We start from the raw sequence: 24,897 nt of genomic DNA, 5'->3' as shown, positions 1-24,897 counted from the left end.
CCGCACCCCAGCCGTCTTCGGACTGCGGTCCGGTTGGCCCGCGCGCCCAGCGGTCTAAGGACCGTGGTCGGGTTGGCCCGCTCCTGGGTCGTTTTCGGAACGTGGTCCAGTTGGCCCGCGCCCGCCCAGCGGCGTTCGGACCGCAGTCCGGTTGGTCTGCGCCCCGTCTGTGTGCGGACCGAAGTCCGCATCGCTCGATCGTGGGCGACATCCGGACTGCGGTCCGATCCGGGGCGGGCGCTGGCTGGGTTTCAAGGTCGGCTCCGTGTGGCCTGACTGTCGCGAAGGTGCCCTTTGGGACGTTCAATGTCCTGAACGGCACCTTCATGACAGGTCGGGTGGTCGACCCGGTCGCACCATAAGCGGACCGTGGTCCGAATTGCTCATGTCGCCGAGCTTAGCGGACTGCGGTCCGCTTTGTCTCGGGGGTAGGTGGACTACAGTCCGGATATGCCGCGACCCGGGATGGAGCTGCCACTGGTGGGGCAGCCTGAGGTGACCGAGCGGGCCGACGCGGCCCGGAACCGCCGCAAAGTGCTGGCAGCTGCCCGGCGGCTGTTCACCGAGCGGGGCGAGGCGAACGTCTCGATGGACGACATCGCCGCAGCGGCCGGGGTCGGCAAGGGCACCCTGTACCGCCGCTTCGGGGACAAGGGCGGCCTGGCGATCGCACTGCTGGACGAGCAGGAGCGCCGCCTGCAGTCCGAGATCCTGTCGGGACGCCCGCCGCTGGGGCCGGGCGTGGGGCCGACCATGCGGCTCCAGGCGTTCATTCGCGCCTACTGCGCGTTCCTGGACGTCAACGCGGACCTGGTGCTGATCTCCGAGCGCAACTCGGTCGGCGCGCGCTTCGGCACCGGCTCGTACCAGTTCTGGCGCCAGCACCTGGTGCACCTGTTCGAGGAGTTGAAGCTGGAACAGCCGGGGCTGCGAGCCGAGGTGCTGCTCGCCTCGCTGTCGGCGGAGAGCTACCAGCGGCTGGCCGCCACCTACTCCTCGGCCGAACTCGCCGCCGTGCTGCTCGTCCAGGCTCGGTGCCGGTGACCGGTCGGTAGGGTGTCGGAGGTGTCAGTTCCGCCCCACCTCGCCGGTGAGCCGGTCCGCGCCGGTATTCCCGAGCACGGCAGGATCCCCCGCTACTACGCGGTCAAGACCCAGTTGCTGGCACTGGTCCAGGAGCTGGGCGAAGGGGCCGTGCTGCCCTCGGAGCGCGAGCTGGCCGAGCGGTTCGAGGTGTCCCGGGTGACGTTCCGGCAGGCCGTGAGCGAGCTCGTGCTGGAGGGCAAGCTTGTGCGCCGGCAGGGCGCGGGCACGTTCGTCGCGCCACCCAAGCTCGTGCAGCCGCTGGCGCTGGTCAGCTACACCGAGGGCATGCGGGCCCAGGGCGTGCGGCCGGGCCGGTACCTGATCACCCGTGAGCACCTGCCCGCGGACCGGCGGCTGGCCGCCGACCTGCGCATCGAGCCCGGCGACCCGGTGATCCACATCGAGCGCGTGCTGCTGGCCGACGAGGAGCGGGTCGGCCTGGAGTCGACCTACCTGTCCGCCCGGCGCTTCCCCGAACTGCTCGACGTGTTCGACCCGGAGACCTCGCTCTACGCGTGTCTGCGCGACGAACTCGGTGTCGTGCTCGTGCACGCCGACGAGCGGCTGGAGACCGTGCTCGCCACACCCCGCGAGGCGCTGCTCATCGGCACCAACCCGGCCACGCCGATGCTGCTGGTCCACCGCGTGTCCCGCGATGGCGCGGGCGAGCCGGTGGAGCGCGTGCGGGCGCTCTACCGCGGCGACCGGTTCAGCTTCGTGACGCAGCTCAGCGGGCCGGGCGCGACTGGGTGAGCGGTTCGACGCTGTCGAACATGCGGTTGAAGCCGAACTCGAAGCCGGTGTCCTCGTTCGGGCGCTGGTCGAACGTGCCGGAGGTCGGTCAGCGCGGGGAAGCGCTCGGCCTCGATGAGGCGGCCCATGCGCGTTCGCCACAGCGCTAGCGGTGCCCGGCCGGGGGACGATCAGCGGCATCACGACCTGGCTGGACGGCGCCGCTGCTCATCGCACAGTGATGGCTGGACCACAAGCCGCACCGCCCGAGTCGGCGAGCACAGCGGGCTCGCCAACTCGGGTGGTGCGGTAGTTCCGCGCTACTTGCCGAAACCGGCGCGGCGCAGGGCGTCGGCCATGGAGCCGCTGGCGGGGGCGCTGCCGCCGCGGTCCTGCCGCTGCTGGCCACCGCCCCGTCGACCGCCGCCGCCGCCGCGCTCCGGACGGCCGCCACCGCCGGACTGGGGCTTGCGCTGCTCGGCCTCGTCCTCCAGCCGCAGCGTCAGCGAGATCCGCTTGCGCGGGATGTCCACGTCGAGCACCTTCACCCGCACGACCTCACCGGACTTGACCACGTCGTGCGGGTCCTTGACGAAGGTGCGCGACATCGCCGACACGTGCACCAGCCCGTCCTGGTGCACGCCGATGTCCACGAACGCGCCGAACGCGGCCACGTTGGTGACCACGCCCTCCAGCGTCATGCCCGGCTTGAGGTCGCCGATCTTCTCCACCCCGTCCTTGAAGGTGGCCGTCTTGAACGCGGGCCTCGGGTCGCGGCCGGGCTTCTCCAGCTCCTTGAGGATGTCGGTGATCGTCGGCAGACCGAAGGTGTCGTCCACGAAGTCGGCGGGCCGGATGACGCGCAGCGCCGAGGAGTTGCCGATGACCTTGGCGATCTCGGTCTTGGCGGCGGCCAGCATGCGGCGCACCACCGGGTACGCCTCGGGGTGCACGCTGGAGGAGTCCAGCGGGTCGTCCCCGTTGGGGATGCGCAGGAAGCCCGCGCACTGCTCGAACGCCTTGGGCCCCAGCCGGGCCACGTCCTTGAGCGCGTTCCTGCTGCGGAACGGGCCGTTGGCGTCGCGGTGCAGCACGATGTTCTCGGCCAGCCCGGCGCCGATGCCCGACACGCGGGTCAGCAGCGGCACCGAGGCCGTGTTCACGTCCACGCCGACGGCGTTCACGCAGTCCTCGACCACGGCGTCCAGCGAGCGGGAGAGCTTCGTCTCGGCCAGGTCGTGCTGGTACTGGCCGACGCCGATCGACTTGGGGTCGATCTTGACCAGTTCGGCGAGCGGGTCCTGCAGGCGGCGTGCGATGGACACCGCGCCGCGCAGGGACACGTCCAGGCCGGGCAGTTCGGCCGAGGCGTAGGAGGAGGCGGAGTACACCGAGGCCCCCGCCTCCGAGACGACGATCTTGGTCAGCTTCAGGTCCGGGTTGAGCTTGATCAGCTCCGTGGCCAGCTTGTCGGTCTCCCGCGAGGCGGTGCCGTTGCCGATGGAGATCAGCTCCACGTCGTGCGCCTTGGCCAGCCTGGCCAGGGTCGCCAGCGCCTCGTCCCAGCGCTGCTGCGGCACGTGCGGGTAGATCGTGTCGGTGGCCACGACCTTGCCGGTGGCGTCCACCACGGCCACCTTGACCCCGGTCCGGTAGCCCGGGTCCAGGCCCATCGTGGCCCGGGTGCCCGCGGGGGCCGCCAGCAGCAGGTCCCGCAGGTTGGCGGCGAACACGCGCACCGCCTCGTCCTCGGCTTCCGCGCGCAGTCGCGAGCGCGCGTCGATGCCCAGGTGCACGAGGATGCGCGTGCGCCAGGCCCAGCGCACGGTGTCGGCCAGCCACTTGTCCGCGGCCCGGCCCTGGTTGTCGATGCCGAACCGGCTCGCGATGCGGATCTCGTACTCGCTGGGGCCGGTCTCCGGCGCGGGCTCCGGCTCCAGCGCCAGGTCCAGGACCTCCTCCTTCTCACCGCGCAGCATGGCCAGCACGCGGTGCGAGGGCAGCTTGGTGAACGGCTCGGCGAAGTCGAAGTAGTCGGCGAACTTCGCGCCCTCCTCCTGCTTGCCCTCACGGACCTTGGACACCATCGAGCCGTTGGTCCACATGCGCTCGCGCAGCGCGCCGATCAGGTCGGCGTCCTCGCCGAAGCGCTCGACCAGGATCGAGCGCGCGCCGTCCAGCGCGGCGGCCACGTCGGCAACGCCCTTGTCCGCGTCCACGAACCCCGCGGCGGTGCCCTGCGGGTCCAGGGTCGGGTCGGCCAGCAGCTGGTCGGCCAGCGGCTCCAGCCCGGCCTCCCTGGCGATCTGCGCCTTGGTGCGCCGCTTGGGCTTGTACGGCAGGTAGATGTCCTCCAGGCGGGCCTTGGAGTCGGCCTCCACGATCTGGGCGCGCAGCTCCTCGGTGAGCTTGCCCTGCTCGTTGATCGACTCCAGGATCGCTGTCCTGCGTTCCTCCATCTCGCGCAGATAGCGCAGTCGTTCCTCGAGGGTGCGCAGCTGGGCGTCGTCCAGCGTGCCAGTGACCTCCTTGCGGTACCGGGCGATGAAGGGCACGGTGGCTCCGCCGTCGAGCAGCTCGACGGCCGCCTTCACCTGCCCGTCCCGTACGCCGAGCTCGTCGGCGATCCTCTGCTCAATCGACTTCAGCACGCGGTGATTCTCCTTGGTAACGGATTGATAACTGCTCTAGTCCACGTGTTACGGTGGTGACCGTGCGAGTTCTGATCGTGGGTGGCGGCGTGCTGGGCACCATGCACGCGTGGCAGGCCGTGCGGCGCGGCCATGAGGTTGTGCAGGTTGAACGCGAACTGGAGGCCCGTGGCGCCTCGGTGCGCAACTTCGGTCTGGTCTGGGTCGGCGGGCGAGCCGCGGGCGAGGAGTTGGACACCGCGTTACGCGCGCGTGAGCTGTGGCAGGAGATCGGCGAGCAGGTCGGCGGCATCGGCTTCCGGCCGAACGGCTCGCTCACGGTCGTGCGCAGCGAGGCCGAGTTGGCGGTGGCCAAACAGGTGGCCGCCGCGGCCGACGCGCGGCGTCGCGGGCTGGTCCTGTTGGGGGCCAACGAGGTCCGCGAGGTCAACCCGGCGTTGGCCGGTGACTCGCTTGGCGCGTTGTGGTGCCAGCGGGACGCGGCCGTCGAGCCGCGGCTGGCCCAACCCGCGCTGCGGCAGCACCTCGCCGCCAGCGGGCGGTACCGCTTCGTACCCGGTCGCGAGGTGCGGGCCTTGCTGTCCAACGGGGTTCGTGACGACCACGGCGAGGTGCACGAGGCCGACCTCGTGCTGCTGTGCACCGGGGCAGCGCTGGGCGGGTTGGTGCGCGAGATCGCCGGTGCCGTGCCGGTGCGGCGTGTGCGGTTGCAGATGATGCAGACGGTACCCGCCGAGTTCCGGCTCAGCACCTCGGTGGCCGACGGGGACAGCTTCCGCTACTACCCGGCCTACCGCGGCGCGGCGCTGGACGAGCTCAACCGGGTGCAGCCGCAGCCGCCCGTCGCCGCCGAGCACAAGATGCAACTGCTTGTGGTACAACGGCTTGACGGTTCGCTGACAATCGGCGACACGCACGAGTACGAGGAGCCGTACGGATTCGACGTGGTCGAGGAGCCGTACCGGCACCTGGTCGAGGTCGCCGAGTCGATCCTCGGCCGCCCGCTGCCCGCCGTGCGACGGCGCTGGGCCGGGGTCTACGCCCAGTGCGTGGACACCTCGGAAGTCGTGCACCGGCAACGAGTTGCCGACAACGCCGTGCTGATCACCGGACCCGGTGGGCGCGGCATGACCTGTTCGCCCGCGATCGCGGAACGCACGGCAGAGGAGCTTGGGCTGTGATTAGCTTGGCAGTGCTGGACATGGCGGGCACCACTGTCGCCGACGACGGCCTGGTCGAGCGGGCGTTCACCGAGGCGATCGGCGCGGTCGGAGTGTCCGAACGGGACGATCGATTCCCGGACATGCTCGCGCACGTGCGGGCCACCATGGGCCAGTCCAAGATCGTGGTGTTCCGCGCCCTGCTGGCGGAAGACCTTGCCCAGCAAGCGAACTCCGCCTTCGAACAGGCGTACTCGCGGCTGGTGGGGCAGGGGCTGTGTGAGCCGGTGCCCGGCGCCGAGCAGGCGATTCGCGGGCTGCGTGCGAGGGGCGTGAAGGTCGCGTTCACCACCGGCTTCGCCCGGCCGACCCAGGACGCGATCCTGGACGCGCTGGGCTGGCGCGATCTCGCCGACCTCGCGCTCACCCCCGGCGACGCGGGCCGGGGCAGGCCGTACCCCGACATGGTGCTGACCTGCCTGCTGCGCCTGGGGATCGAGGACGTCCGGGAGGTCGCGGTCGCCGGGGACACCCCGTCCGACGTGCTCAGCGGGCGGCGGGCCGGGGCCTCGGTGGTCGCCGGGGTGCTGACCGGGGCGGGCACGGCGGCGGAGTTGTCCGGGGCGGGCGCCACGCACGTGCTGGACTCGGTCGCCGACCTGCCCGCGCTGCTCACCTGACCGAGATCAGCGGGAGCAGCACCTCGTCCACGATCTCGACCACCACCTCGTCCGGCATCGGTCCCCGGTTGAGCAGGTAGTGGTCGCGCAGCAGGCTGGGGCCGACCCCGGCGATCCGCCGGGTCACCGCCCGTTCGCGGACCTCGCCGCGGTCGGCCCACCTGCGCATCACCGCCATCAGCAGTTCGTAGCGCCGGTCGATGAACTTCTTCCTGGCCGCCAGCATCAGCTCGGGCTTGTCCAGTGACTCGACCACCATCCGGCGCGCCGCCTCGCCGATCGGGCCGTCCATGACGGTGACCATGTGCCGCAGCACGGCGAGCAGGTCGCCACGCAGTGAGCCGGTGCTGGGCAGCTCCTCCGGTCCAGGCATGCTGTTGACCAGCGTCTCCAGCACCAGCTCCACCTTGTTCGACCAGCGCCGGTACAGCGAGGCCTTGCTGGTGCGGGCCCGCTCGGCCACCCGGTCCATGGTCAGCCGCTCGTAGCCGACCTCCAGCAGTTCGGCCATCGTGGCGTCGAAGATCGCGTTGTTGAGGTCGTCGCCCCGCCGCCGAGGGCCCTTGCGGTGATCGGTGACGGCCATCTCATCCCCCTTAGAGTCCGTTGCGTTCTCTATCTGCGGTACCCTACCCTGCACCGTAGGGAACGGTTCGTTCTCTACCTGGACTTGGGGGAGTTGGATCATGCGCGCACTCTTCGTCGTCACACCCGGGATCGGCCACCTGTTCCCGACCGTGCCGTTGGCCTGGGCGCTGCGCGCGGCCGGGCACGAGGTGCTCTACGTCACCACCGGTCCGGCCCTGGCCGCCGAGCAGGCGGGTCTGCCGGTGGTCGACGCGGCGCCCGGGTTCGACTTCCGCGCGGCCATGCTGCAGCGGATGAAGGAGAACCCGGAAGTCGTCGAACTGATGAAGCAGGAGATCACCGACCTGCGCACTATCGCTCCGAGGTTCGCGAGCATGGCCGCTGGGCTGACCGACGGGGTGGTCGCCGCCGCCGAGCAGTGGCGGCCGGATGTCATCGTGCAGACCGTGGTTCAGGGCGCAGGTCTGGTGGCCGCGAGCAAGCTCGGGATCCCGTTGGTGCAGCACGGTTTTGGCTTCGCGCGTACCGCGGGCGTCAACCAGGTGCTGTTCGAGCACATGACCGAGGCGCTGGAGCGGCACGGGGTCACCGCGCTGCCCGAGCGGGAGGCCGCCATCGACGTGGCCCCGCCCAGCCTGGTCGCCGCGGCCGAGGGCTGGAGCATGCGGTACGTGCCGTACAACGGCGGGGGAGTGCTGCCCGAGTCGCTGCTGCGGCGGCCCGCCGACCGGCCCCGCGTGGCCGTCACCCTGGGCACCGTGGCCCCGACCATGACCGGGCTCGGGCCGATCGAGCGGCTCATCGCCGCCGCGCCGCAGGTGGACGCCGAGTTTGTTGTCGCACTCGGGGACGCCGACGTCAGCACGCTGGGCTCGGTCCCGGACAACGTGCACCTGGCCGAGTGGATCCCGCTCAACTCCTTGCTGCACACCAGTTCCGCGCTCGTGCACCACGGCGGCTCTGGCTCGACCCTGGGTGCGCTGGCCGCCGGGGTGCCCCAGCTCGTGCTGCCCAGCGGGGCCGACCGGTACATCAACGGTGCCGCCGTGCGCGAGGCCGGGGCCGGGCTGTCCCACGCCGAGGACGAGCTCGACGCCGAGTTGCTCACCCGGCTGATCCAGGAGGACAAGCTGCGCCGCCGGGCGCTGGAGGTGCAGGCCGAGATGGCCGCGCTGCCCTCACCCACGGAGATCGCCCAGCGCGTGGTCGACTTCGTGGCGTGACCGCGCGTCTCGCTGAGCGGGAGTCAGGGGCCCGCTCAGCGAGACTCGCGTGGTGGTGGAGCTGATTTCGGTTCGGTGGGGTTCGCCTGCGGGTGGGCGGGATTCGCGCGCCCCTCAGCGGGACTCGCCGACCTGTGGGCGGGCCTCGCTGACTGCTTGGCGGGCTTCGCGCGCCCCAGGGCGGGACTTGCCAGCGGCTGGGCAGGACTCGCGTCCGGCTGGCCGGGATTCGCCGACCTGTGGCCGGGACTGGCGTGCACCAGAGCGGGATTCGCGTTCCCTTCAGCGGGACTCGCCGACCGCTGGGCGGGATTCGCGGCTCCTCTCAGCGGGATTCGTGAGCCCCAGTGCGGGGCCCGTGTGCGGCTGACCGGGACTCGCGTGCGCCTGGCCAGGGTTCGCCGACCTGTGGGCGGGCTTCGCCTGCGGATGGGCGGGATTCGCGCGCCTTCCAGCGGGACTCGCCGATCTCTCGGCGGCATTCGCCCACCCTTGGCTGGGACTCGCTGACCGCTGGGCGGGATTCGTGAGCCCCAGTGCGGGACTCGCGTGCCCCAGTGCGGGATTCGCTTGCAGCTGACCGGGGTTCGCCGACCTGCGGCCGGGATTCGCCGACCGCTGGGCGGGGCCCGTGTGCGGCTGGGCGGGATTCCCTGACTTGTGGTCGAGACTCGCTGGCAGCTGGCCGGGACTCGCACGCCTTTCAGCGGGACTCGCGTGTGCCAGGGCGGGATTCGCCGATCTCTCGGCGGCATTCGCGTGCCCCTGGCCGTGGCTCGCGTGCCCCAGCGCGGGATTCGCCGACCGCTGGGCGGGACTCGTGCCCGCCTGGCGGGAGTTCGCCGACCTGTGGCCGGGATTCGCGCGCCCCTGACCGGGACTCGGCCGACCTGTGACCGGGCTTCGCGCGCCTCTCAGCGGGACTCGCCGACCTGTGACCGGGACTCGCCGACCACTGGGCGGGGTTCGCGCGCGGCTCAGGGGAGTGCTGAGGCGGCCCAGTTGGTGAAGGTGTGCCAGCCGACTTCGGGGTAGGCGGCGCGCAGGGCGGGGATGTCCACGTCCATGCCCACGCTGTCGAAGTACTCGAACATGGCGGCGAGGTCGGTGGAGAAGCCGCGCACGACCTCGATCGGCACCCGCTCGAACTGGATCGGACGGCCGGTCACCCCGCTGAGCGCGCCCGCGATCTGGTCCCCGGTGCACTCGTCGGAGGCGATGTCCACGCGCTTGCCGAGGAACTGCTCACGGCGCTCCATGGTCAGTGCGGCGAACTCGGCGATGTCGCTGGCGGGGATGAGCTGGAGTGGGGTCCACGCCCGCATCGGGAAGGCGAACACGTTGCGCTGCAAGGACTTGAGGCTGTGTCCGGTGAGGAAGTTGTCCATGAACGCGGCGGGGGCGAGCACGGTCCAGTCCTCGGTGACCTCGGCGAGGTGCCGCTCGATGCGGTACTTGCTGTCGAAGTGCGGGATCCCGGTGTCCCGGTCGGCGTTGGTGGCCGAGCTGAACACGGTGTGCGGCACGCGGGCGCGGGCGGCGGCGTCGACCAGGGCCCGGCCCTGACGCACCTCGGCGTCCAGGTCGGCCTCGAAGGGGGTGGACATGACGAACACCGCGTCGGCCCCGGACACGGCGGCGTCCAGGGAGGCAGGCTCGTCGAAGTCGGCGGTGACCACCTCGGCGCCGAGCTGGCGCAGTGGTTCGGCCCTGGCTGGGGTGCGGGTCATCGCGCGGACGCGGTGGCCCCGGCGCAGCAGGGTACGGGCCAGTGCCCCGCCCTGGGTGCCGGTGGCGCCGGAGACGGTGACCAGTAGTTTTTTCATGCTCAAAGATTGACAGTGAAAATATTCTGAAGTCAAGTCTTTTGCTAGACTGGCCGAATGGTGAACCGGGAGGCCCTGCTGGCGTGGCTCTACCTGCAACAGGGCGTGGACGCGGTGCAGGACGCGGTGGGCCGCGACCTGGAGCGTGTGGCGGGCTGCACCCTGCACGAGCACGTGACCCTGTACCGGCTCAAGGTGGCGCCCGAGCAGCGGCTGACCATGGCCGAGCTGGCGGAGCTGCTGGCCGTGAGCCCCAGCGGGGTCACCCGGCTGGTGGACCGCCTGGTGCGACGTGGCTGGATCACCCGCTACCAGCCCCCGGACAACCGCAGGACCGTCTACGCCGTGCTGGCCGAGCCGGGGCTGAAGGTGCTGCGTGAGCACAGCCAGCGCGAGTACCGGCGCTCCGTCGCCGAACACTTCACGTCCACATTGGACGAAGGCGATGTGGAGCACCTGGCCAGGATCGGCCGCAAGCTGCTGGAAAGCCACGGCCGCTGGGACGCCAAGAGGTTCGCCACCCCGCCCGGCTAACCCTCGGCGGCGCGTTCCTGGGCCTCGAGCAGTTCCTCGCCGTGCGCGAGCGTCCACCGCGCCAGTTCGCGCATCGGTCCGTCGACCAGGCTTTGGCCCAGCGCGCTGAGCGCGTACTCGACGCGCGGCGGGGCCGCCCGGTGGCGCTCGCGCCGCACCAGGCCGTTGGCCAGCAACCGGTGCAGGGTCTCGGTCAGCACCTTGTCGCTCAGGCCGCCCACCGCGGCGAGCAGCTCACTGCGGCGACGCGGGCCCGTGCGCAACCCGGCCAGCACGACCGGGTCCCAGGTGTGCGTGAACAACTCGGTGGCCGCGCGCAGGCGGCAGTCCGCGAGCAGTTCCACGCAGGAGTGCTGATCCTCGTCCATCACCGTTCCCTACCGATCGGTGTGCATCGGTTTTCCTACGGTAGCCCTCGTCGAACATCGTTGAGGGGAGTTCCTCCATGCGCATCGGAATTCTGGGTACGGGCACGCTGGCTGTGGGCTTGGGCGCGGCGTGGGTCCGCGCCGGGCACGAGGTGCTGGTGGGCGGCCGGTCGCCGGAGCGGGCGAAGGCGGCGGCCGACCGCATGGGCGGCACGGCCGTGTCCCCCGCTGAGGCCGTGACGGGGCGCGACGCGGTGCTGGTGGCGGTGACCTGGACCGGGCTGGCCGAGGTGCTGCGCTCCGCCGGGGCCGCGGCGGGTTCGCTGGCGGGCACGCCCCTGATCGACCCCACCAACGCCGTGCGGCACGGCGTTGGCGAACTGCTCCCCGAGGACGGCCGGGCGGTGGCCGAGCACGTCGCCGACTGGGCGCCGGGAGCCCACGTGGTCAAGGCGTTCCACCTGTTCGCGGCCGACCAGTGGGCTGAGGGCAAGCCGGAGGTGACGGTCGCCATGGCCGGGGACGATCAGTCGGCGCTGGACACGGTCGCGCGGCTGGTGCGCGACGCCGGTGGCCGCCCCGCCGTGCTCGGACCGCTGCGCAGGGCCCGGCAACTGGAGGAGGTCGCGGGCTTCGTCATCGGCCTGGTCTTCGCCGGGGTCGACCCCAGCTCCGCCGTGCCACGGGTCGAGGTGGCCGCCTAACGAGGCGCCGCCTGGGCGCGGAAGGATCGGCGAGGGTTGCTGCACACCGCACTAGGTAGTCTCGGCGGCGTGAGCAGATTCGTGGCGCTGGGCGACAGCCTGACCGAGGGGATCGGCGACCTCGACGTGGCGGGCCGACCGCGCGGCTGGGCCGACCGGTTCGCCACGATGCTGGCGGCCGAGCGCGGTGAGCTGAGCTACGCCAACCTCGCCGTGCGCGGGCTTACGGCCGGGCAGGTGCTGGATACCCAGTTGGGGCCCGCGCTGGCGCTGCGCCCGGATCTGGCCAGCGTGGTCGTCGGCATGAACGACCTGATGCGGCCCCGGCTGGACGTGGGCAGGCTGCGCACGGAACTGGGCGCCCTCTACGGCGGGCTGACCGCGGCCGGGGCCGTCGTGCTCACCGCGACCCTGCCCGAGCCCGGCATCGGCGTGCCGGTGTCGCCGGGTTTGCGCGCGGGGTTCGTGCGCAGGGGGCGCAGGCTCAACGAGGTGATCCGGCACGCCGCCGCCGAGCAGGGGGTGCTCTGCCTGGACCTGGCCCGTTCGCGGCCGTCCAGCCCGGAGATCTGGAGCGCAGACCGGCTGCACCCCAGCGCGCACGGGCACCAGCTGATCGCCCAGGAGTTCCACGCCCTGCTGCACGACCGGCCCTCGACCATGGCCGATCCCTTGCACAGCAAGCAGATCGTGCCCGCGCTCGGCGAGCAGCTGCGGTGGATCGCCGACCAGGTCGGGCCCTGGCTGTGGCGGCGGATCACCGGCCGGTCCAGCTCGACGGGGGTCACCGCGAAGCTGCCCGCCTACCAGCTGCTGCGCCCATGACAACGGGGCCGGGCGATTCGCCCGGCCCCGAGGTCAGTTCAGCCGATCAGCAGGCGCCGTTGTCGGTCCAGACCGAGGCGCTGCCTGGCGTGTCGCCCTGGGTCCACCACTTGGCGGTCCACTTGTGGCCGTTGTAGGAGATCACCGCTCCGCCGCTGTAGGCGGTCCCGGAGTTCCACGGGGTGGGGCAGTTGCCGGTCGGTGGCGTGGTGGTCGTGCCGCCGCCGTTGCAGGGGCCGTTGTCGGTCCACACCGAGGCGCTGCCCGGGGTTTCGCCCTGGGTCCACCACTTTGCGGTGTAGCTGTGCCCGTTGTAGGACACGACCGCGCCGCCGCTGTAGGCCGTCGCCGCGTTCCACGCCGCCGCCGAGCAGTTGCCAGGCGGGGTCGTCGTGGTCGTGGTCGTCGTAGTGGTGGTGGTCGTGGTGGTGGAGGTCGGCGGCGTCGTGGTCGTGCTGGTCGGCGGGCCGCTGCAGCCGGAGGTCGGCGCTGCCAGGCCGTTGACCACCGCGTTGAACAGGGTCGAGGCCGGATCCAGGTCGTAGAGCGAGAACATCATCGCGCCGGCGTAGCCGTTGCAGTGGATGTAGTCGGTCCGCGCCTTGATCGACTGCGTCGAGGAGCCGCCGTAGAAGTTCGTGCCGTCGTAGAACCAGGCCGACTGGCTCACCGGGTCCCAGAAGGTGGTGGACGGGTTGTCCACCAGGCCGGACAGCTCCTTGTACATCGCGATGCCCGGCACGTTGCCGCTGTTCGCCTTGCCCGCGGTCGGGCCGGTCGCGGTCTGGTACAGCCCGTGGTTGCTGCCCGCGGGAACACCGGTCCAGCCCCGGTAGTAGAACGGGATGCCCAGCGTGAGCTTGTTCGCCGGGAAGCCGCCGGGGATGCCGTAGGCGGGGGAGCCCTGGGTGTAGGCCTTCATCACCGAGTCGGTGTTGTACTTCTCGGTGCCCGGCGGGATCGCCGTGGACGGGTCGTTGGGCGAGGGGTAGAGCGGGTCCTGGAAGTTCGTCGGACCGGTGGCGTCCCAGGCCCCGTGCATGTCGTAGGTCATCACGTCGGCGAAGTCCATGTACTGATGGATCTTGTCGGTCTGGATCTTCGCGATCTTGTCCTGACCACCAGGAAGGGCCGCGGACACCGCGTAGTGCTTGCCGCCCAGCGCGTCCAGCTCACTGCGGAACTCCCCGAGCAGGGCGGTGAGGTTCGCCGTGTCGTTGGGGCTGTAGTGGTTGCCCAGGTGACCGGCGTTGGAGGCGGGGTACTCCCAGTCGATGTCGAACCCGTCGAAGATGCCCGCGGCCGTGCCCGGACCGCCGTAGCCGCCCGCCGCCGGGATGTTGCCCTTGATGAACATGTCGATGCAGGAGCTGACCAGCTTCTTGCGCGAGGCGTCGGTGGCCGCCGCGTCGGAGAAGTACTTCGAGTACGTCCAGCCGCCGATGGACATCAGCACCTTCAGGTTGGGGTGCTTGGCCTTGAGCAGTTGGAGCTGGTGGAAGTTGCCCGCGATCGGCTGGTTCCAGGTGTCCGCGGTGCCGTTCACGCTGATGTCGGCGCCGAAGGACTTCTGGTAGTCGGCGAACTGGTCGCCCGCACCGTCACCGGCGTTCGGGTTCTTCTCCCCGTCCGGACCGCTGTCGCTGGCCTTGGTGGCCTCGAAGCAGGTCAGGTTGGTCGGGTCGATGTTGGTGAAGTCGTAGAGCAGGTAGTCGATGTTGTTCGCGATGGCGTCGACGTTCTTCAGGTAGTACGCGTTGGCGTAGATCGACCACTGGTCGAAGTACGCCACGCGCAGACCTCCGCTGCCCGCGGCGGGAGCGGCCGCGGGGGTGGCCTCGGCCGCCTGCGCCGTGCTCGCGGTGCTGGGCACCACGGCCACGCCGCCGATCACCGCGGCGGCGGCTGCCGCGGCGGCGAGTACGGCCTTGGTTCTGGTCAATCTCATTGCAGGGCCTCCAGAGTTGGGGCTCGCCGGTGGGCCGGGACCTTGGCAGGGGCCGTCTCCGACCCACCGGCGGCTGCTCGGGAATCAGCAGGAACCGTTGTCAGTCCACACGTTCTGGCTGTTGCTGCCGGGAGTTTCGCCCTGGGTCCACCACTTGGCGGTCCACTTGTGCCCGTTGTAGGACACGAGGGCTCCGCCGCTGTAGGCGGTCCCGGAGTTCCATGGGGTGGGGCAGTTGCCGCCCTGGGGCGGGGTGGTGGTCGTCGTGCCGCCGCCGTTGCAGGCGCCGTTGTCGGTCCACACCGAGGCGCTGCCCGGCGTCTCGCCCTGGGTCCACCACTTGGCGGTGTAGCTGTGCCCGTTGTAGGACACGACCGCGCTGCCGCTGTAGGCCGTTGCCGAATTCCACGCCGCCGCCGAGCAGTTGCCGCCGGGTGGGGGCGTGGTCGTCGTGGTGGGCGGCGTGGTGGTCGTGCTGCTCGAGGGCGGGGTGGCGCCCGCGAACTTCGCCGTGAACTTGGTGAAGTCCCAGTCGTTCTGGCTCACGTTGCTGCAGATGCCGTTGTCGGTGGAGGAGCCGCAGGCGCGGTCCCGGTTGACCGACCAGTACGTGAAGCGGCCCAGGCCGTGGCTGGTGGCGTAGTCCAGCACGGTCTGGAAGTCGGCCTGGTAGAACATCTCCGCCGCGTCGGACTTGCCGTTCATGCCGGAGAAGCCCTCGTGGGCGTAGGCGGTGGCGCTGTCCATGCCCAGGTGGCTCATCAGCAGCCCGTGTAGCCCCTCCAGCGCGGAGACCTGCGAGGCCCCGCCGTTGAAGCCGCCGTCGAAGGGCATGATGGAGAAGTTGTTCGGGGTGAAGCCCAGCGACTTGGCCTTGTCCAGCAGCTGCGTGCCGAACCAGCCGGTGCCCGCCGAGGTACCGGGCATGGTCACCGAGAGGAACAGGCCGGGGTTGTTGCGTTGCAGGATCTGCGCCGCGCCCAGCTCGTTGTTCATCGCGGCGTCGTTCTCGTACTCGGGCTCCTCCAGATCGAAGTCGATCGCCTTGAGCGAGTACTTGTCGATCACCTGCTGGTAGGCGGCCGCGGTGGCCGCCGGGGTGCCGCAGGTCTGGCCGAGCTTGGTGCCGCCGTAGCCGCCAACCGAGACGGAGACGTCCCCGCCCGCGCTGCGGATCTTGCCGATCACCCCGGCCACCGTGGTGTCGGAGGAGACAGCCGAGGTGCCGTCCCAGGTGGGGGAGCAGCCGCCCCCGTTGGGGGCCAGGATGAACGCCAGCTGGAACGCCTTCTGGCCGGTGGCGGCCATGACCACGGTCGGGTCTGGCGGGTTGTTGCTCTGCGGCATCAGGTACGGGGCCGACGCGTACCAGTTGCTGCTCAGTGCGGCCGGTGCCGCAGCGGAGCCGGGTTCTGCGTTCGCAGCTGTCGTGGCAACTGCCGCAACACCGCCGGTGACGGCGATCGCGGCCAAGGCCGCTGCGGCGAGTCTGGCTCGCTGCATCTGTCCTCCTCGGGCAGGGATGGTTGCCGGTGGCGCCGTCGACTGCGCCCCCGGCAGGACAGTGATCACTGCGTTGTGCTTGTGCCAGGTGTTCAGAAATGTGGACTAGACCACTGGCGGTGTCAAGGATTTGGCCTAGACCAATAGTGGATCAGAGCTTTTCTGCTCCGTTCGGCCGTGTCCAGATGTCGGAAAAGTCCGTTGTCAGGCTGGGAAAACCTTGAGCAGGCGTGCGGCGTGCGGTGCGAGTACGGCGGTGAACCCGTCCCGCTGCACCCCCGATGACCGATGTGCCCACAGGTCCCGCACGGCCGCGGACCGCAGGCCGGGGCGCAGGTCCGACCACTTGGCGCTGACCGTGGCAGCGGCGTCGGCCAGGTTGAACAGGGCCACGGTGTAGCTGCCGTCCCGGTTGTCGCTGACCCACACCTGCTGCTGCGTCGCCTGGGAGACCGGGTGTGCCGGGTGCCCGGCCTGGTCCACCGCGATCACCTCGTCGTTGGTCAGCAGCTTCAGGTCGGCCGGGTCCAGCTTGGTCAGGTCGGTGCCCAGCAGCAGCGGGGCGGCCGAGATCGACCACAGCGTGATCATGCTCTGCCGCTCGTCCGGGGTGATGCCGTCGGCGTCCCCGTTGCCCACCTCGATCGAGTCCAGGTCGTTCCAGTGCCCCGGCCCCGCGAAGGGCACCCACTTCGGCAGGTCCTTGAAGCGCAAGGACACCCGCACCGCCCAGTTGGTCAGGCCCGGGCAGTGGCTGTAGCACTCGATGTCCCCGTTGATGCGCCACCCGTTGCTGAACCCCTGCCACACCTTGGCGTTGTCGAAGCTCAACGAGTTCGACAGTTCCAAGTGGACGGATCGGTGCGTGGCGTCCAGTGCGGCCCGCCAGTGCTGGACGTCGGCCCGGTTGTCGGTGGCCACCCGCCCACCGCCGGGGCCGACGAAGTCCATCTTGATGTAGTCCACGCCCCAGGAGCTGAGCAGTTCGGCCTGGGAGCGCACGTAGGCGTCTGCCCCGGGCCTGCTGTAGTCCAGGTGTGCCGAACCGTCGTCCGCGGTGTTGCCTGGCAGGCTCGGGTCGATGACATCCGAGACGTGGTAAGGGGTTCCCTTGATCGGCGAGTTCGCCGCGACGGCCGACTTGGGGATGCCGGGCACCAGGTAGATGCCGAACTTGAGGCCCAGCCGGTGGATCTGCGCGGCCAGTGCCGGGATGCCGGAGGGGAACTTCTTGGTGTCCCAGGTGTTGCGGCCGTACTCGTCTACGTGGTCGCTCCAGCCCGCGTCGATGTTGACGTACCGGTAGCCGTGCGCGGCGAGCTGGTCGTGCATGACCTGTGCCTGCGCCTTGATCGAGTCCTCGCTGATCCTGCCCCGCAGCGAACTCCAACTGCTCCACCCCATGGGCGGGGTGGGGGCGATCGTGTCCCGGCAGGCCGCGGCCGCCGTGCCGGGGACCGCCAGTGCCGCCGTGAGCAGTGCCGCGCCGAAGCGCCGCCGCCACCTGGTCATCGCTCCTCCTTCGTCAGCGGAGCGCGGCGGCGGTTACATCGGGTGAATCTAGGCCCAACGGGGCGGTGGTGCAAGGAATATCACGCATTCATCCGATGACTGGCCGGAGAATAATGGCGGCATGATCATCGACCGGCTGGACCACCTGGTGCTCACCGTCGCCGACCTGGACGCGACCGTGGAGTTCTACACCCACGTGCTGGGCATGGAGGCCGTGCTGTTCGGCGACGGCCGCCGGGCCCTGCGCTTCGGCCACAGCAAGATCAACCTGCACCAGGCGGGTCACGAGTTCGAACCCAAGGCGGCCAGGCCCGTGCCGGGCAGCGCCGACCTGTGCCTGGTCGCGGCCAACCCGCTGGTGGACGTGGTGGAGACCCTGGAGCGCGAAGGCGTGCCCATCGAGGAGGGGCCGGTCAAGCGCACCGGGGCCACCGGGGACATCCTCAGCGTCTACGTGCGCGACCCGGACGGCAACCTGATCGAGATCAGCAACTACCTCTGATCCAGGGTGGCGCGCAGCAGCCTGATGCTCGCGTCCATCCACTGTGGACTGGGCAGTTCGCCGTACCGGTGCGCGAACCAGCCCAGGGTGCGCACCACGTTGTGCGCCGCGTACAGCCACAGCAGTTCCTGGCACATGATCTGGCGCAGGTGGGCCTTCAACCGCGCCGCGGTGCAGGTCTGGTCGGTGCCGATGCGCAGGGCGAACCACAGGGTCACCAGGTCGGCGCGGTGGTCCCCGGGGCGCCAGCCGTCCCAGTCCACCACCCCGCTGAGCGCGCCCGGCAGGAACAGCAGGTTGCCCAGGCCGAAGTCCCCGTGCACGATGTCCTGCTCGGGCAGCCCGGACACGTCCAGTGCCGCGGCCCGGCGCGCGATGTCGGCCACCAGCCTGGCCCCCAGCGGGGAGTGCCCGGCCAGCGCGCGCTTGCGCAGCGACCAGTGCTCCGGGTCGGCCAGGTCGCGCTGGACCTGTTCGCCCCAGCCCAGTCCGCGCCGCTCCAGCCCGCGTGCGCCGTCCCGGTGCATCTCCACCACGCTGATCAGCGACTCCAACTGGTCGGCGTCCAGTTCCTGCGGTGGTGTGCCGGGCAGCTTCTCCTGGACCAGGTAGCTCAACCCGTCGACCTCGTCGGCCGCGATGATCCTCGGCGCCGGGTAGCGCCTGCGCCGCAGCGCCGTGGTCACCCCGGCCACGTGGTCCTGCCAGGGTGCGGGGTGCCGGGTCCACTTCACGATGAACCGCCCGCTGCCGGGTACCGTCGCCTCCACCGCCCCGTGTTCCCCTGGCAAACGTTTGCACCTGCGGAAATCCAGGCCGCAGGCGGCCCCGATCGCCGCCAGTGAGCGGTCCGCGTCCGCGCCGCCGGGTACCTCTGTGTTGGAACGCCCCAGTTCGTTCACGGCGAGCAGTGTGGCGGCAGGTGGGCCATTCGGTCCAGCCTGCCGGGGGTGACCACCTTGTCTGAACCACCCGCGCCCCGATCGGCGTAGAGCCCGGCATGGGTGAACGCAAGGACAAAGCGCTGCGCGCCGGTGCGGTCGTGCTCGGCGTCGGCCTGCTGTTCGGCGGTGTCGTCGTCGGGCTGGAGGGCATGAGTTCGGCGACCACCACGGCCAATTCGGCGACCGCGCTGCGCACCGGCAAGGACTGCCAGCAGGGTGACCAGGACAGGAAGAAGCACAGGAGGAAGGGGGACAGGACCACGACCCAGGCCCCGACGAGCACCACCATCCTCACGGGCAGCACCACCCACCCGATGGGGACGACCACGAATCCCATGGGTACCACGACAAATCCCATGAGTACCACGACCAACCCGATGGGCACTACGACCACGAATCCCATGGGTACGACGACGAACCCGATGGGTACCACGACAAATCCCATGGGGACCACGACCAACCCCATGGGGACGACCACCATCCCTGGGGGCACCACGACCACCAACCCCACGGACTCCACGACCACCGACCCGACGGGGACGACGGTCCAACCCACCAACACCTGTGACACCAGCACCAGCGCCACCGTGACCACGACGACCACGACGACCACCGCGAGCACCGTGACCGCCATGCCCGGTGCCCCGCAGAACTGCGTGGCCACCTTCGTCGCGGGCGGCGGCCGCACCGCGAGCGGGGAGCGCAACGACTCCAACGCGATGACCGCGGGCTCCGGCCTTTTCCCGCTGGGCAGCCAGATCCGGGTGACCAACCCGGACACCGGCAAGTCCGTGGTGGTACGGGTCAACGACCGGAGTTCGTTCTGTGCGGCCATGTCCGTGGCCGCCTTCGAGCAGATCCGCACCCCGGGCAAGAACCTCATCCGCAACGCCCAGGTCCAGCTGGTCAGCGCGGGCAAGTGAGGAGCGGGGCCTGCCGGGGACGAGCTGCCCCGGCAGGCCCTGTCTTGCTCAGCCCTTCACGCAGATGACCTGCTTGAGCTTGGCCACGATCTCCACCAGGTCCGCCTGGTTTGCGATCACGTCGTCGATGTCCTTGTAGGCCGCCGGGATCTCGTCGATCACGCCAGTGTCCTTGCGGCACTCCACGCCCTTGGTCTGCGCGATCAGGTCGTCCCGGCTGAACCGCTGCCGCGCCTTGTTGCGCGACATCCGGCGGCCCGCCCCGTGTGAGGCGGACTCGAATGACTCCGGGTTGCCCAGCCCGCGCACGATGTACGAGCCGGTGCCCATGGAACCCGGGATGATGCCCAGGTCACCCAGCCCCGCGCGGATCGCGCCCTTGCGCGTCACCAGCACCTCCTCGCCGAAATGCGTCTCCTCGGCGACATAGTTGTGGTGACAGCTGATCGGCTCGTCGAAGCCGATCTTCACGAACCGCTTGCGGAACACGTCGCACACCAGGCGCAGCATGACCGCGCGGTTGCGCCGTGCGTAGTCCTGCGCCCAGTACAGGTCGTGCCGGTACGCGGCCATCTGCGGGGTGCCCGCGAGGAACACGGCCAGATCGGGGTCGGGCAGGGCGGAGTTGTGCGCCAGCCCGCGGGCCACCGAGATGTGGTGCTGCGCCAGCTCGTTGCCGATGTTGCGCGAGCCGGAGTGCAGCATGATCCACACCCGCTTCTGGGTGTCCAGGCAGACCTCCAGGAAGTGGTTGCCGCCACCGAGGGTGCCCATCTGGTTGACCGCGCGGTCCGCGCGCGCCCGCACCGCTGGCGTCAGGTCCTCGAACCCGCGCCAGAACTGCTGCCAGTCCTGGGCGTCGCGGGTGCCGAACGCCGCCTCCTTGTGCGCGCCGAACCCCACGGGCACGGCCTTCTCCATGTCCGCGCGCAGCTTGCCCAGGTCGGCGGGCAGGTCGTTGGCCGTCAGCGAGGTCCGCACCGCCGCCATGCCGCAGCCGATGTCCACCCCCACGGCGGCCGGGGACACGGCGTCGCGCATCGCGATCACCGAGCCCACCGTGGCGCCCTTGCCGAAGTGGACGTCCGGCATCACGGCGACGTGCTTGACCGCCCACGGCAGCGAGGAGATGTTGCGCAGCTGCTGCATGGCCTGGGGCTCGACGTCCTCGGCCCTGGTCCACATCTTGATGTCCACGTGCTTCCCGGGCACGGTCGTGATTGCCATGGGGCAGAGCCTAGAAGCCGGTTTGTCCTGTCGCGACCGAGTTCTTGACAGGCCCGGCGACCGCCACCACTGTTTGTCCATGAACCAGGACACCGCGGTTCGGGCTCAGCGGCGCAGGGCCGTTGTCGCCAGCATGATCGGTACCTCCATCGAGTGGTACGACTTCTTCCTGTACGGAACCGCCGCCGCACTGGTTTTCCCCCAGCTGTTCTTCCCCAGCAGCGCACCCTTCGCCGGGGTGCTGGCAGCGTTCGGCACCCAGTTCGTGGGCTTCGTGGCCCGGCCGATCGGGGCCGCGGTCTTCGGCCACTTCGGCGACCGCATCGGGCGCAAGGCCACCCTGGTGGCGACCCTGCTGCTGATGGGGGTCGGCACGTTCCTGATCGGCTGCCTGCCCGGCACCGCCACGATCGGCGTCACGGCGGCGGTGCTGTTGACGCTGCTGCGCATCGCCCAGGGCATCGGGGTCGGCGGCGAGTGGGGCGGTTCGGTGCTGATGTCCATGGAGTGGGGGCAGGACAGGCGTCGCGGGCTGATGGCCAGCCTGCCGCAACTCGGTGTGCCGATCGGCCTGCTGCTGTCCACCGGCGTGATCCGGCTGACCCGTGACCTGTCCGGGGACGCCTTCCTGGCCTGGGCCTGGCGGGTGCCGTTCCTGATCAGCATCGTGCTCGTCGGTGTCGGGCTCTACGTGCGGCTGCGCGTGGTGGAGTCGCCGGAGTTCACCGAGGTCCGCGAGCGCAGGGCGGTCGTGCGCCAGCCGGTGTGGCAGGTCCTCCGCGAGCACCCCGGGACCGTGCTCAGCTCGGCCTTCCTGCGCATGTCCGAGCAGGCCCCGTTCTACCTGTTCATCACCTTCGTGCTCACCTACGGCACCAGCCAGCTCAAGATGTCCCAGGACCTGCTGCTCGGCGACACCATGATCGCCGCTGTGGTGGGCCTGCTCTGCGTGCCGCTGTTCGGCTGGCTGTCCGACCGGTACGGCAGGCGGCTCGTCTACGGGATCGGTGTCGTCGCCGTCGGGCTCTACGCGTTCCCGTACTTCGGGTTGCTGGACACGAGGGTCCCCGGCCTCGTGTTGCTGGGCATCGTCATCTCGCTGGTGCTGCACGCCGTGCAGTACGGGCCGCAGGCCGCGCTGATCGCCGAGAGCTTCGGCACCTCGGTGCGCTACTCGGGCGCGGGCCTGGGCTACCACCTCGCCTCGGTCATCGCGGGCGGCCCGGCCCCGCTGATCGCCGCCGCCATCCTGCAGGGCACCGGCTCCAGCACCTGGATCAGCTGGTACATCGTGGCCTGCGCCCTGGCCTCACTGATCGCCCTGCTCACCCTCCCCAGCCCCAACCCGATCCCCGCCTAGCCGCCCGCGAGTCCCGCCCACCTGCCCGCGAGTCCCGCTCAGCCGCGCGCGAGTCCCGTCCAGCCGTAACCGAGTCCCGCCCACAGTGCGGCGAGTCCCGCCCAGCGGCGGGTGAATCCGCAACCCCAGGGCGGATTCACCCAACCTGTGGGCGGGACTCGCCAGCCAGAGAGCGGGACTCGCGTGCGTCAGGGCGGGACTCGTGCTCCTGTCAGCGGGACTCGCGGGTCAGGAGAGGGTTCCGTTGGTGCGGCGGGGGATCGCCAGCGGGTTGTCGGCGCGCAGGGCGGGCGGCAACAGCTCCTCGGGCCAGCCCTGGTAGCTGATCGGCACCAGCCAGCGCCGGATGGCCGTGGCGCCAACGGAGGTGTGCAGCGGGTTGGTGGTGGCTGGCCACGGACCGCCGTGCTGCATGCCCCAGGCCACGGCCACACCGGTCGGCCAGGCGTTGAAGATCAGCCGCCCGGCGATGCCCGCGAGGACCTCGGCGAGCTGACCGGCCACGGCGTGGTCGGCGGCCTCGGCGTGCACGGTCGCGGTGAGCGAACCGGGCAACTGGGCCAGCACCTCGGGCAGTTCCGCGGGGTCGGTGTAGGTGACCACGAGCCCGGCGGGGCCGAAGTGCTCCTCGGTGAGCACCTCCAGGTTGGCGGCGAAGGTCTTCAGCTCCACGGCGAACAGCTTCGGGGCGACGGCCCAGCCGCCCTCCGGCGCGGTGCCGGTGGCGACCAGTTCGACCAGCTCGCCCGCGGCCAGACCGTCCACACCTGACTGGTACGTGTGCTGCATGCGCTCGTTGAGCATCACGCCGCCGGAGGACCCGGTGACGGCGGCGGCCAGCGACTCGACGAAACCCGCGGGGGCGAACAGCAGGCCGGGGTTGGTGCAGAACTGTCCGACGCCCATGGTCAGCGAGGCCGCGAACCCGGTGGCGGTCTGCTCGGTGGCGGCCGAGGGCAGGACCACGGTGGGGTTGACGCTGCCCAGTTCGCCGTAGAACGGGATCGGGTCGGGCCGGGAGCTGGCCAGGTCGAACAGGGCGCGGCCACCCGTGGTCGACCCGGTGAAGCCGACCGCCTTGATCGCGGGGTGGCGTACCAGGCGCACACCGGCCTCGACCCCGTGCACGATGCCGAACACGCCCTCGGGCAGGACGTTCGTGAGGATCCGCGCGGTCTCGCGGGAGGTCGCGGGGTGACCGGGGTGCGCCTTGACCACAACCGGGGACCCGGCTGCCAGCGCGGAGGCCGTGTCGCCACCGGCCACGGAGAAGGCGAACGGGAAGTTGCTCGCGGCGAACACCGCGACCGGCCCGATCGAGCGCAGCACGCGGCGCAGCACCGGGCGGGGCGGGACCGTGTCCGGGTCGGCGGAGTCCAGGGTGGCCTCCAGGTAGCTGCCCTCGCGCAGCACCTCGGCGAACAGGCGCAACTGGTTGGTGGTGCGCTTGAGCTCGCCGGTCAGCCTGGGCACGCCCAGTGCCGTCTCGGCGTCCGCGGTGGACACGAGCAGTTCGCTCTCCGCGTCCAGCGCGTCGGCGACCCGCTCCAGGTATGGCGCGCGGTCCGCCGCGGCCCAGGACGCGGCCGACTTCGTTGCCAGTGCGCAGATCTGGTCCAGCAAAGAGTCCGAAGTGGACTCAACGGGGGTGCCGACCGGCTGACCCGTACGCGGGTCGAAGCCCTGCTCGCTCGCGGGCCCGCCTCGCTGGCGCTCGCCGCCCTCGCGACCAAAGCTCCCTGCGCCCGATGGTGAACTCGCAAGCTCGCTCACTGCCCAGCCTCCTTCACGGCGGTATCCCAGGCCGAGGTGACCCAGGCGCCGCCGATGTAGTTCAGTTCCGGGCCGTCCGGGGCGGGCTCGCCGTGCTCGGCGATGACCTCCGCCGCGAACACCTCGGAGTTGTCCAGGGACTCGTACCCCAACGCACGCGCCCCGTCCAGGCTGAACCAGCGGCGGGTGTTGTCCGACACACCCCACACCAGCGTGAAACCCTTGTGCGGGGCGGACACGCACGCCTCGAACAGGCGGGCGCCGTCGTCGGGGGAGAGCCAGGTGGCCAGCATGCGCACGTCCTTGGGCCGCTCGAAGCAGGAGCCGATCCGCACGCCGATCACCTCCAGCCCGTACCGGTCGGCGTACAGGCTGCCCAGCGCCTCCATGGCCACCTTGCTCACGCCGTAGTACGTGTCCGGGCGCGGGAACAGGTCGTCGGCCGCCTCCGCATCGCCGCGCGGCTCGAAGCCCACGGCGTGGTTGGAGCTGGCCAGCACCACCCGGGGTACTCCGGCCCGACGCGCGGCCTCCAGCACGGTGTGCGTGCCGTTGATGTTGACGTCCAGGATCTGTTCCCAGGGCTGCTCCAGGCTGTGCCCGCCCAGGTGGATCACGGCGTCCACCCCGGTGCAGGCGGCCTGCATCGCGGCCTGGTCGGTGACCGAGGCGCGCACCAGCTCGACCTGCTCGCCATCTCCGGCCGGGGGCAGCTCAGCGATGTCGAGCAGCCGCAGGGTGCGGCCGGGCGCGGCGAGTCTGGGACGCATCAGCGTGCCGACGACACCGGCGGCGCCGGTGATCAGGATGCGGTGGGACACGGGGTGG

General features: G+C 70.7%; 22 protein-coding genes. 11 read left to right on the top strand and 11 right to left on the bottom strand.

Annotation, left to right across the window (positions count from 1 at the left end):
* Positions 1-450 precede the first annotated feature (450 nt).
* Positions 451-1,044, top strand: coding sequence for a TetR/AcrR family transcriptional regulator (locus tag KALB_RS33880; RefSeq protein WP_030107940.1), 594 nt, complete (start codon positions 451-453; stop codon positions 1,042-1,044).
* A 21-nt stretch (positions 1,045-1,065) separates the two neighbouring features.
* The gene (locus KALB_RS33875) at positions 1,066-1,839 is read left to right on the top strand and encodes a GntR family transcriptional regulator (protein WP_030107941.1); all 774 of its coding nucleotides are present in this window, start codon (positions 1,066-1,068) and stop codon (positions 1,837-1,839) included.
* A gap of 299 nt (positions 1,840-2,138) precedes the next feature.
* Here the strand turns inward: KALB_RS33875 and KALB_RS33870 are convergent, their stop codons facing one another.
* The gene (locus KALB_RS33870; protein ID WP_030107942.1) at positions 2,139-4,469 is read right to left on the bottom strand and encodes a Tex family protein; all 2,331 of its coding nucleotides are present in this window, start codon (positions 4,467-4,469) and stop codon (positions 2,139-2,141) included.
* A gap of 62 nt (positions 4,470-4,531) precedes the next feature.
* Between KALB_RS33870 and KALB_RS33865 the strand changes: the two genes are divergently transcribed.
* Positions 4,532-5,650 carry a TIGR03364 family FAD-dependent oxidoreductase gene (locus tag KALB_RS33865; RefSeq protein WP_025360113.1) on the top strand — a complete coding sequence of 373 codons (1,119 nt, stop codon included), beginning with the start codon at positions 4,532-4,534 and terminating at the stop codon, positions 5,648-5,650.
* Positions 5,647-6,309, top strand: coding sequence for a phosphonatase-like hydrolase (locus tag KALB_RS33860; protein ID WP_025360112.1), 663 nt, complete (start codon positions 5,647-5,649; stop codon positions 6,307-6,309). Before KALB_RS33865 ends, KALB_RS33860 begins: the two co-directional genes overlap by 4 nt.
* Here KALB_RS33860 and KALB_RS33855 read toward each other — a convergent pair.
* On the bottom strand, positions 6,302-6,895 hold the full coding sequence (locus tag KALB_RS33855; protein WP_025360111.1) for a TetR/AcrR family transcriptional regulator: 594 nt from the start codon (positions 6,893-6,895) through the stop codon (positions 6,302-6,304). The two genes, KALB_RS33860 and KALB_RS33855, sit on opposite strands and share 8 nt — an antisense overlap.
* Positions 6,896-6,995: 100 nt before the next feature.
* On the opposite strand from KALB_RS33855, the gene KALB_RS33850 reads away from it, so the two are divergent.
* On the top strand, positions 6,996-8,120 hold the full coding sequence (locus KALB_RS33850) for a nucleotide disphospho-sugar-binding domain-containing protein (protein ID WP_025360110.1): 1,125 nt from the start codon (positions 6,996-6,998) through the stop codon (positions 8,118-8,120).
* Between the two features lie 977 nt (positions 8,121-9,097).
* Here the strand turns inward: KALB_RS33850 and KALB_RS33845 are convergent.
* The gene (locus tag KALB_RS33845; RefSeq protein ID WP_025360109.1) at positions 9,098-9,946 is read right to left on the bottom strand and encodes an NmrA/HSCARG family protein; all 849 of its coding nucleotides are present in this window, start codon (positions 9,944-9,946) and stop codon (positions 9,098-9,100) included.
* A gap of 57 nt (positions 9,947-10,003) precedes the next feature.
* On the opposite strand from KALB_RS33845, the gene KALB_RS33840 reads away from it, so the two are divergent.
* The gene (locus KALB_RS33840; RefSeq protein WP_025360108.1) at positions 10,004-10,480 is read left to right on the top strand and encodes a MarR family winged helix-turn-helix transcriptional regulator; all 477 of its coding nucleotides are present in this window, start codon (positions 10,004-10,006) and stop codon (positions 10,478-10,480) included.
* On the opposite strand, the gene KALB_RS33835 is transcribed toward KALB_RS33840, so the two are convergent.
* A complete protein-coding gene (locus KALB_RS33835) occupies positions 10,477-10,848 on the bottom strand; it encodes a winged helix-turn-helix transcriptional regulator (protein WP_030107945.1) in 372 nt (123 codons plus the stop codon). The genes KALB_RS33840 and KALB_RS33835 overlap by 4 nt on opposite strands.
* A 77-nt stretch (positions 10,849-10,925) precedes the next feature.
* Between KALB_RS33835 and KALB_RS33830 the strand changes: the two genes are divergently transcribed.
* Complete coding sequence (locus KALB_RS33830) at positions 10,926-11,552, top strand: NADPH-dependent F420 reductase (RefSeq protein ID WP_025360106.1); 627 nt, start codon at positions 10,926-10,928, stop codon at positions 11,550-11,552.
* Between the two features lie 69 nt (positions 11,553-11,621).
* Positions 11,622-12,377 (top strand): SGNH/GDSL hydrolase family protein, encoded by a 756-nt coding sequence (locus KALB_RS33825; RefSeq protein WP_025360105.1) that lies wholly within the window; start codon positions 11,622-11,624, stop codon positions 12,375-12,377.
* A gap of 46 nt (positions 12,378-12,423) precedes the next feature.
* Here KALB_RS33825 and KALB_RS33820 read toward each other — a convergent pair whose 3' ends face one another.
* The 3 genes from KALB_RS33820 to KALB_RS33810 all read right to left on the bottom strand — a co-directional run bounded on the left by KALB_RS33820 (position 12,424) and on the right by KALB_RS33810 (position 17,340).
* A complete protein-coding gene (locus tag KALB_RS33820; RefSeq protein ID WP_025360104.1) occupies positions 12,424-14,325 on the bottom strand; it encodes a glycosyl hydrolase family 18 protein in 1,902 nt (633 codons plus the stop codon).
* 84 nt (positions 14,326-14,409) lie between these two features.
* Positions 14,410-15,828, bottom strand: a complete 1,419-nt coding sequence (locus tag KALB_RS33815; RefSeq protein WP_025360103.1) for a chitinase — start codon at positions 15,826-15,828, stop codon at positions 14,410-14,412.
* Between the two features lie 204 nt (positions 15,829-16,032).
* Positions 16,033-17,340: a glycoside hydrolase family 27 protein gene (locus KALB_RS33810; protein ID WP_025360102.1), complete on the bottom strand. Its 1,308-nt coding sequence runs from the start codon at positions 17,338-17,340 to the stop codon at positions 16,033-16,035.
* Between the two features lie 121 nt (positions 17,341-17,461).
* On the opposite strand from KALB_RS33810, the gene KALB_RS33805 reads away from it, so the two are divergent.
* Entirely contained in the window at positions 17,462-17,842 is a 381-nt protein-coding gene (locus KALB_RS33805) for a VOC family protein (RefSeq protein WP_025360101.1), read from the top strand.
* On the opposite strand, the gene KALB_RS33800 is transcribed toward KALB_RS33805, so the two are convergent.
* Entirely contained in the window at positions 17,833-18,744 is a 912-nt protein-coding gene (locus KALB_RS33800; RefSeq protein ID WP_025360100.1) for a phosphotransferase, read from the bottom strand. The genes KALB_RS33805 and KALB_RS33800 overlap by 10 nt on opposite strands.
* A 98-nt stretch (positions 18,745-18,842) precedes the next feature.
* Between KALB_RS33800 and KALB_RS44520 the strand changes: the two genes are divergently transcribed.
* A complete protein-coding gene (locus tag KALB_RS44520; RefSeq protein ID WP_025360099.1) occupies positions 18,843-19,709 on the top strand; it encodes a septal ring lytic transglycosylase RlpA family protein in 867 nt (288 codons plus the stop codon).
* Between the two features lie 48 nt (positions 19,710-19,757).
* Here KALB_RS44520 and KALB_RS33790 read toward each other — a convergent pair whose 3' ends face one another.
* Entirely contained in the window at positions 19,758-20,936 is a 1,179-nt protein-coding gene (locus tag KALB_RS33790) for an RtcB family protein (RefSeq protein ID WP_025360098.1), read from the bottom strand.
* A 79-nt stretch (positions 20,937-21,015) separates the two neighbouring features.
* Between KALB_RS33790 and KALB_RS33785 the strand changes: the two genes are divergently transcribed.
* Positions 21,016-22,296: an MFS transporter gene (locus KALB_RS33785; protein ID WP_030107932.1), complete on the top strand. Its 1,281-nt coding sequence runs from the start codon at positions 21,016-21,018 to the stop codon at positions 22,294-22,296.
* 228 nt (positions 22,297-22,524) lie between these two features.
* Here the strand turns inward: KALB_RS33785 and KALB_RS33780 are convergent, their stop codons facing one another.
* Both KALB_RS33780 and KALB_RS33775 read right to left on the bottom strand, forming a co-directional pair.
* Positions 22,525-24,069 carry an aldehyde dehydrogenase (NADP(+)) gene (locus tag KALB_RS33780; protein ID WP_081789665.1) on the bottom strand — a complete coding sequence of 515 codons (1,545 nt, stop codon included), beginning with the start codon at positions 24,067-24,069 and terminating at the stop codon, positions 22,525-22,527.
* On the bottom strand, positions 24,066-24,890 hold the full coding sequence (locus tag KALB_RS33775; protein WP_025360095.1) for an NAD-dependent epimerase/dehydratase family protein: 825 nt from the start codon (positions 24,888-24,890) through the stop codon (positions 24,066-24,068). The genes KALB_RS33780 and KALB_RS33775 overlap by 4 nt, the downstream gene beginning before the upstream one ends.
* Between the last annotated feature and the right edge of the window lie 7 nt (positions 24,891-24,897).

Origin of the sequence: Kutzneria viridogrisea DSM 43870, from assembly GCF_000525635.1 — a bacterium.
In the GTDB taxonomy this organism is placed as follows: domain Bacteria; phylum Actinomycetota; class Actinomycetes; order Mycobacteriales; family Pseudonocardiaceae; genus Kutzneria; species Kutzneria viridogrisea.
Note: the sequence above shows the minus strand (reverse complement) of the source record. Positions and strands in the feature narration are given on the sequence as shown.

Excerpts from the sequence above, each read along its gene's own strand:
- KALB_RS33880 (WP_030107940.1), top strand. The coding sequence starts at position 451 with ATGCCGCGACCCGGGATGGAGCTGCCACTGGTGGGGCAGCCTGAGGTG.
- KALB_RS33855 (WP_025360111.1), bottom strand. The coding sequence starts at position 6,895 with ATGGCCGTCACCGATCACCGCAAGGGCCCTCGGCGGCGGGGCGACGAC.
- KALB_RS33850 (WP_025360110.1), top strand. The coding sequence starts at position 6,996 with ATGCGCGCACTCTTCGTCGTCACACCCGGGATCGGCCACCTGTTCCCG.
- KALB_RS33845 (WP_025360109.1), bottom strand. The coding sequence starts at position 9,946 with ATGAAAAAACTACTGGTCACCGTCTCCGGCGCCACCGGCACCCAGGGC.
- KALB_RS33840 (WP_025360108.1), top strand. The coding sequence starts at position 10,004 with ATGGTGAACCGGGAGGCCCTGCTGGCGTGGCTCTACCTGCAACAGGGC.
- KALB_RS33835 (WP_030107945.1), bottom strand. The coding sequence starts at position 10,848 with ATGGACGAGGATCAGCACTCCTGCGTGGAACTGCTCGCGGACTGCCGC.
- KALB_RS33830 (WP_025360106.1), top strand. The coding sequence starts at position 10,926 with ATGCGCATCGGAATTCTGGGTACGGGCACGCTGGCTGTGGGCTTGGGC.
- KALB_RS33820 (WP_025360104.1), bottom strand. The coding sequence starts at position 14,325 with ATGAGATTGACCAGAACCAAGGCCGTACTCGCCGCCGCGGCAGCCGCC.
- KALB_RS33815 (WP_025360103.1), bottom strand. The coding sequence starts at position 15,828 with ATGCAGCGAGCCAGACTCGCCGCAGCGGCCTTGGCCGCGATCGCCGTC.
- KALB_RS33810 (WP_025360102.1), bottom strand. The coding sequence starts at position 17,340 with ATGACCAGGTGGCGGCGGCGCTTCGGCGCGGCACTGCTCACGGCGGCA.
- KALB_RS33805 (WP_025360101.1), top strand. The coding sequence starts at position 17,462 with ATGATCATCGACCGGCTGGACCACCTGGTGCTCACCGTCGCCGACCTG.
- KALB_RS44520 (WP_025360099.1), top strand. The coding sequence starts at position 18,843 with ATGGGTGAACGCAAGGACAAAGCGCTGCGCGCCGGTGCGGTCGTGCTC.
- KALB_RS33790 (WP_025360098.1), bottom strand. The coding sequence starts at position 20,936 with ATGGCAATCACGACCGTGCCCGGGAAGCACGTGGACATCAAGATGTGG.
- KALB_RS33785 (WP_030107932.1), top strand. The coding sequence starts at position 21,016 with ATGAACCAGGACACCGCGGTTCGGGCTCAGCGGCGCAGGGCCGTTGTC.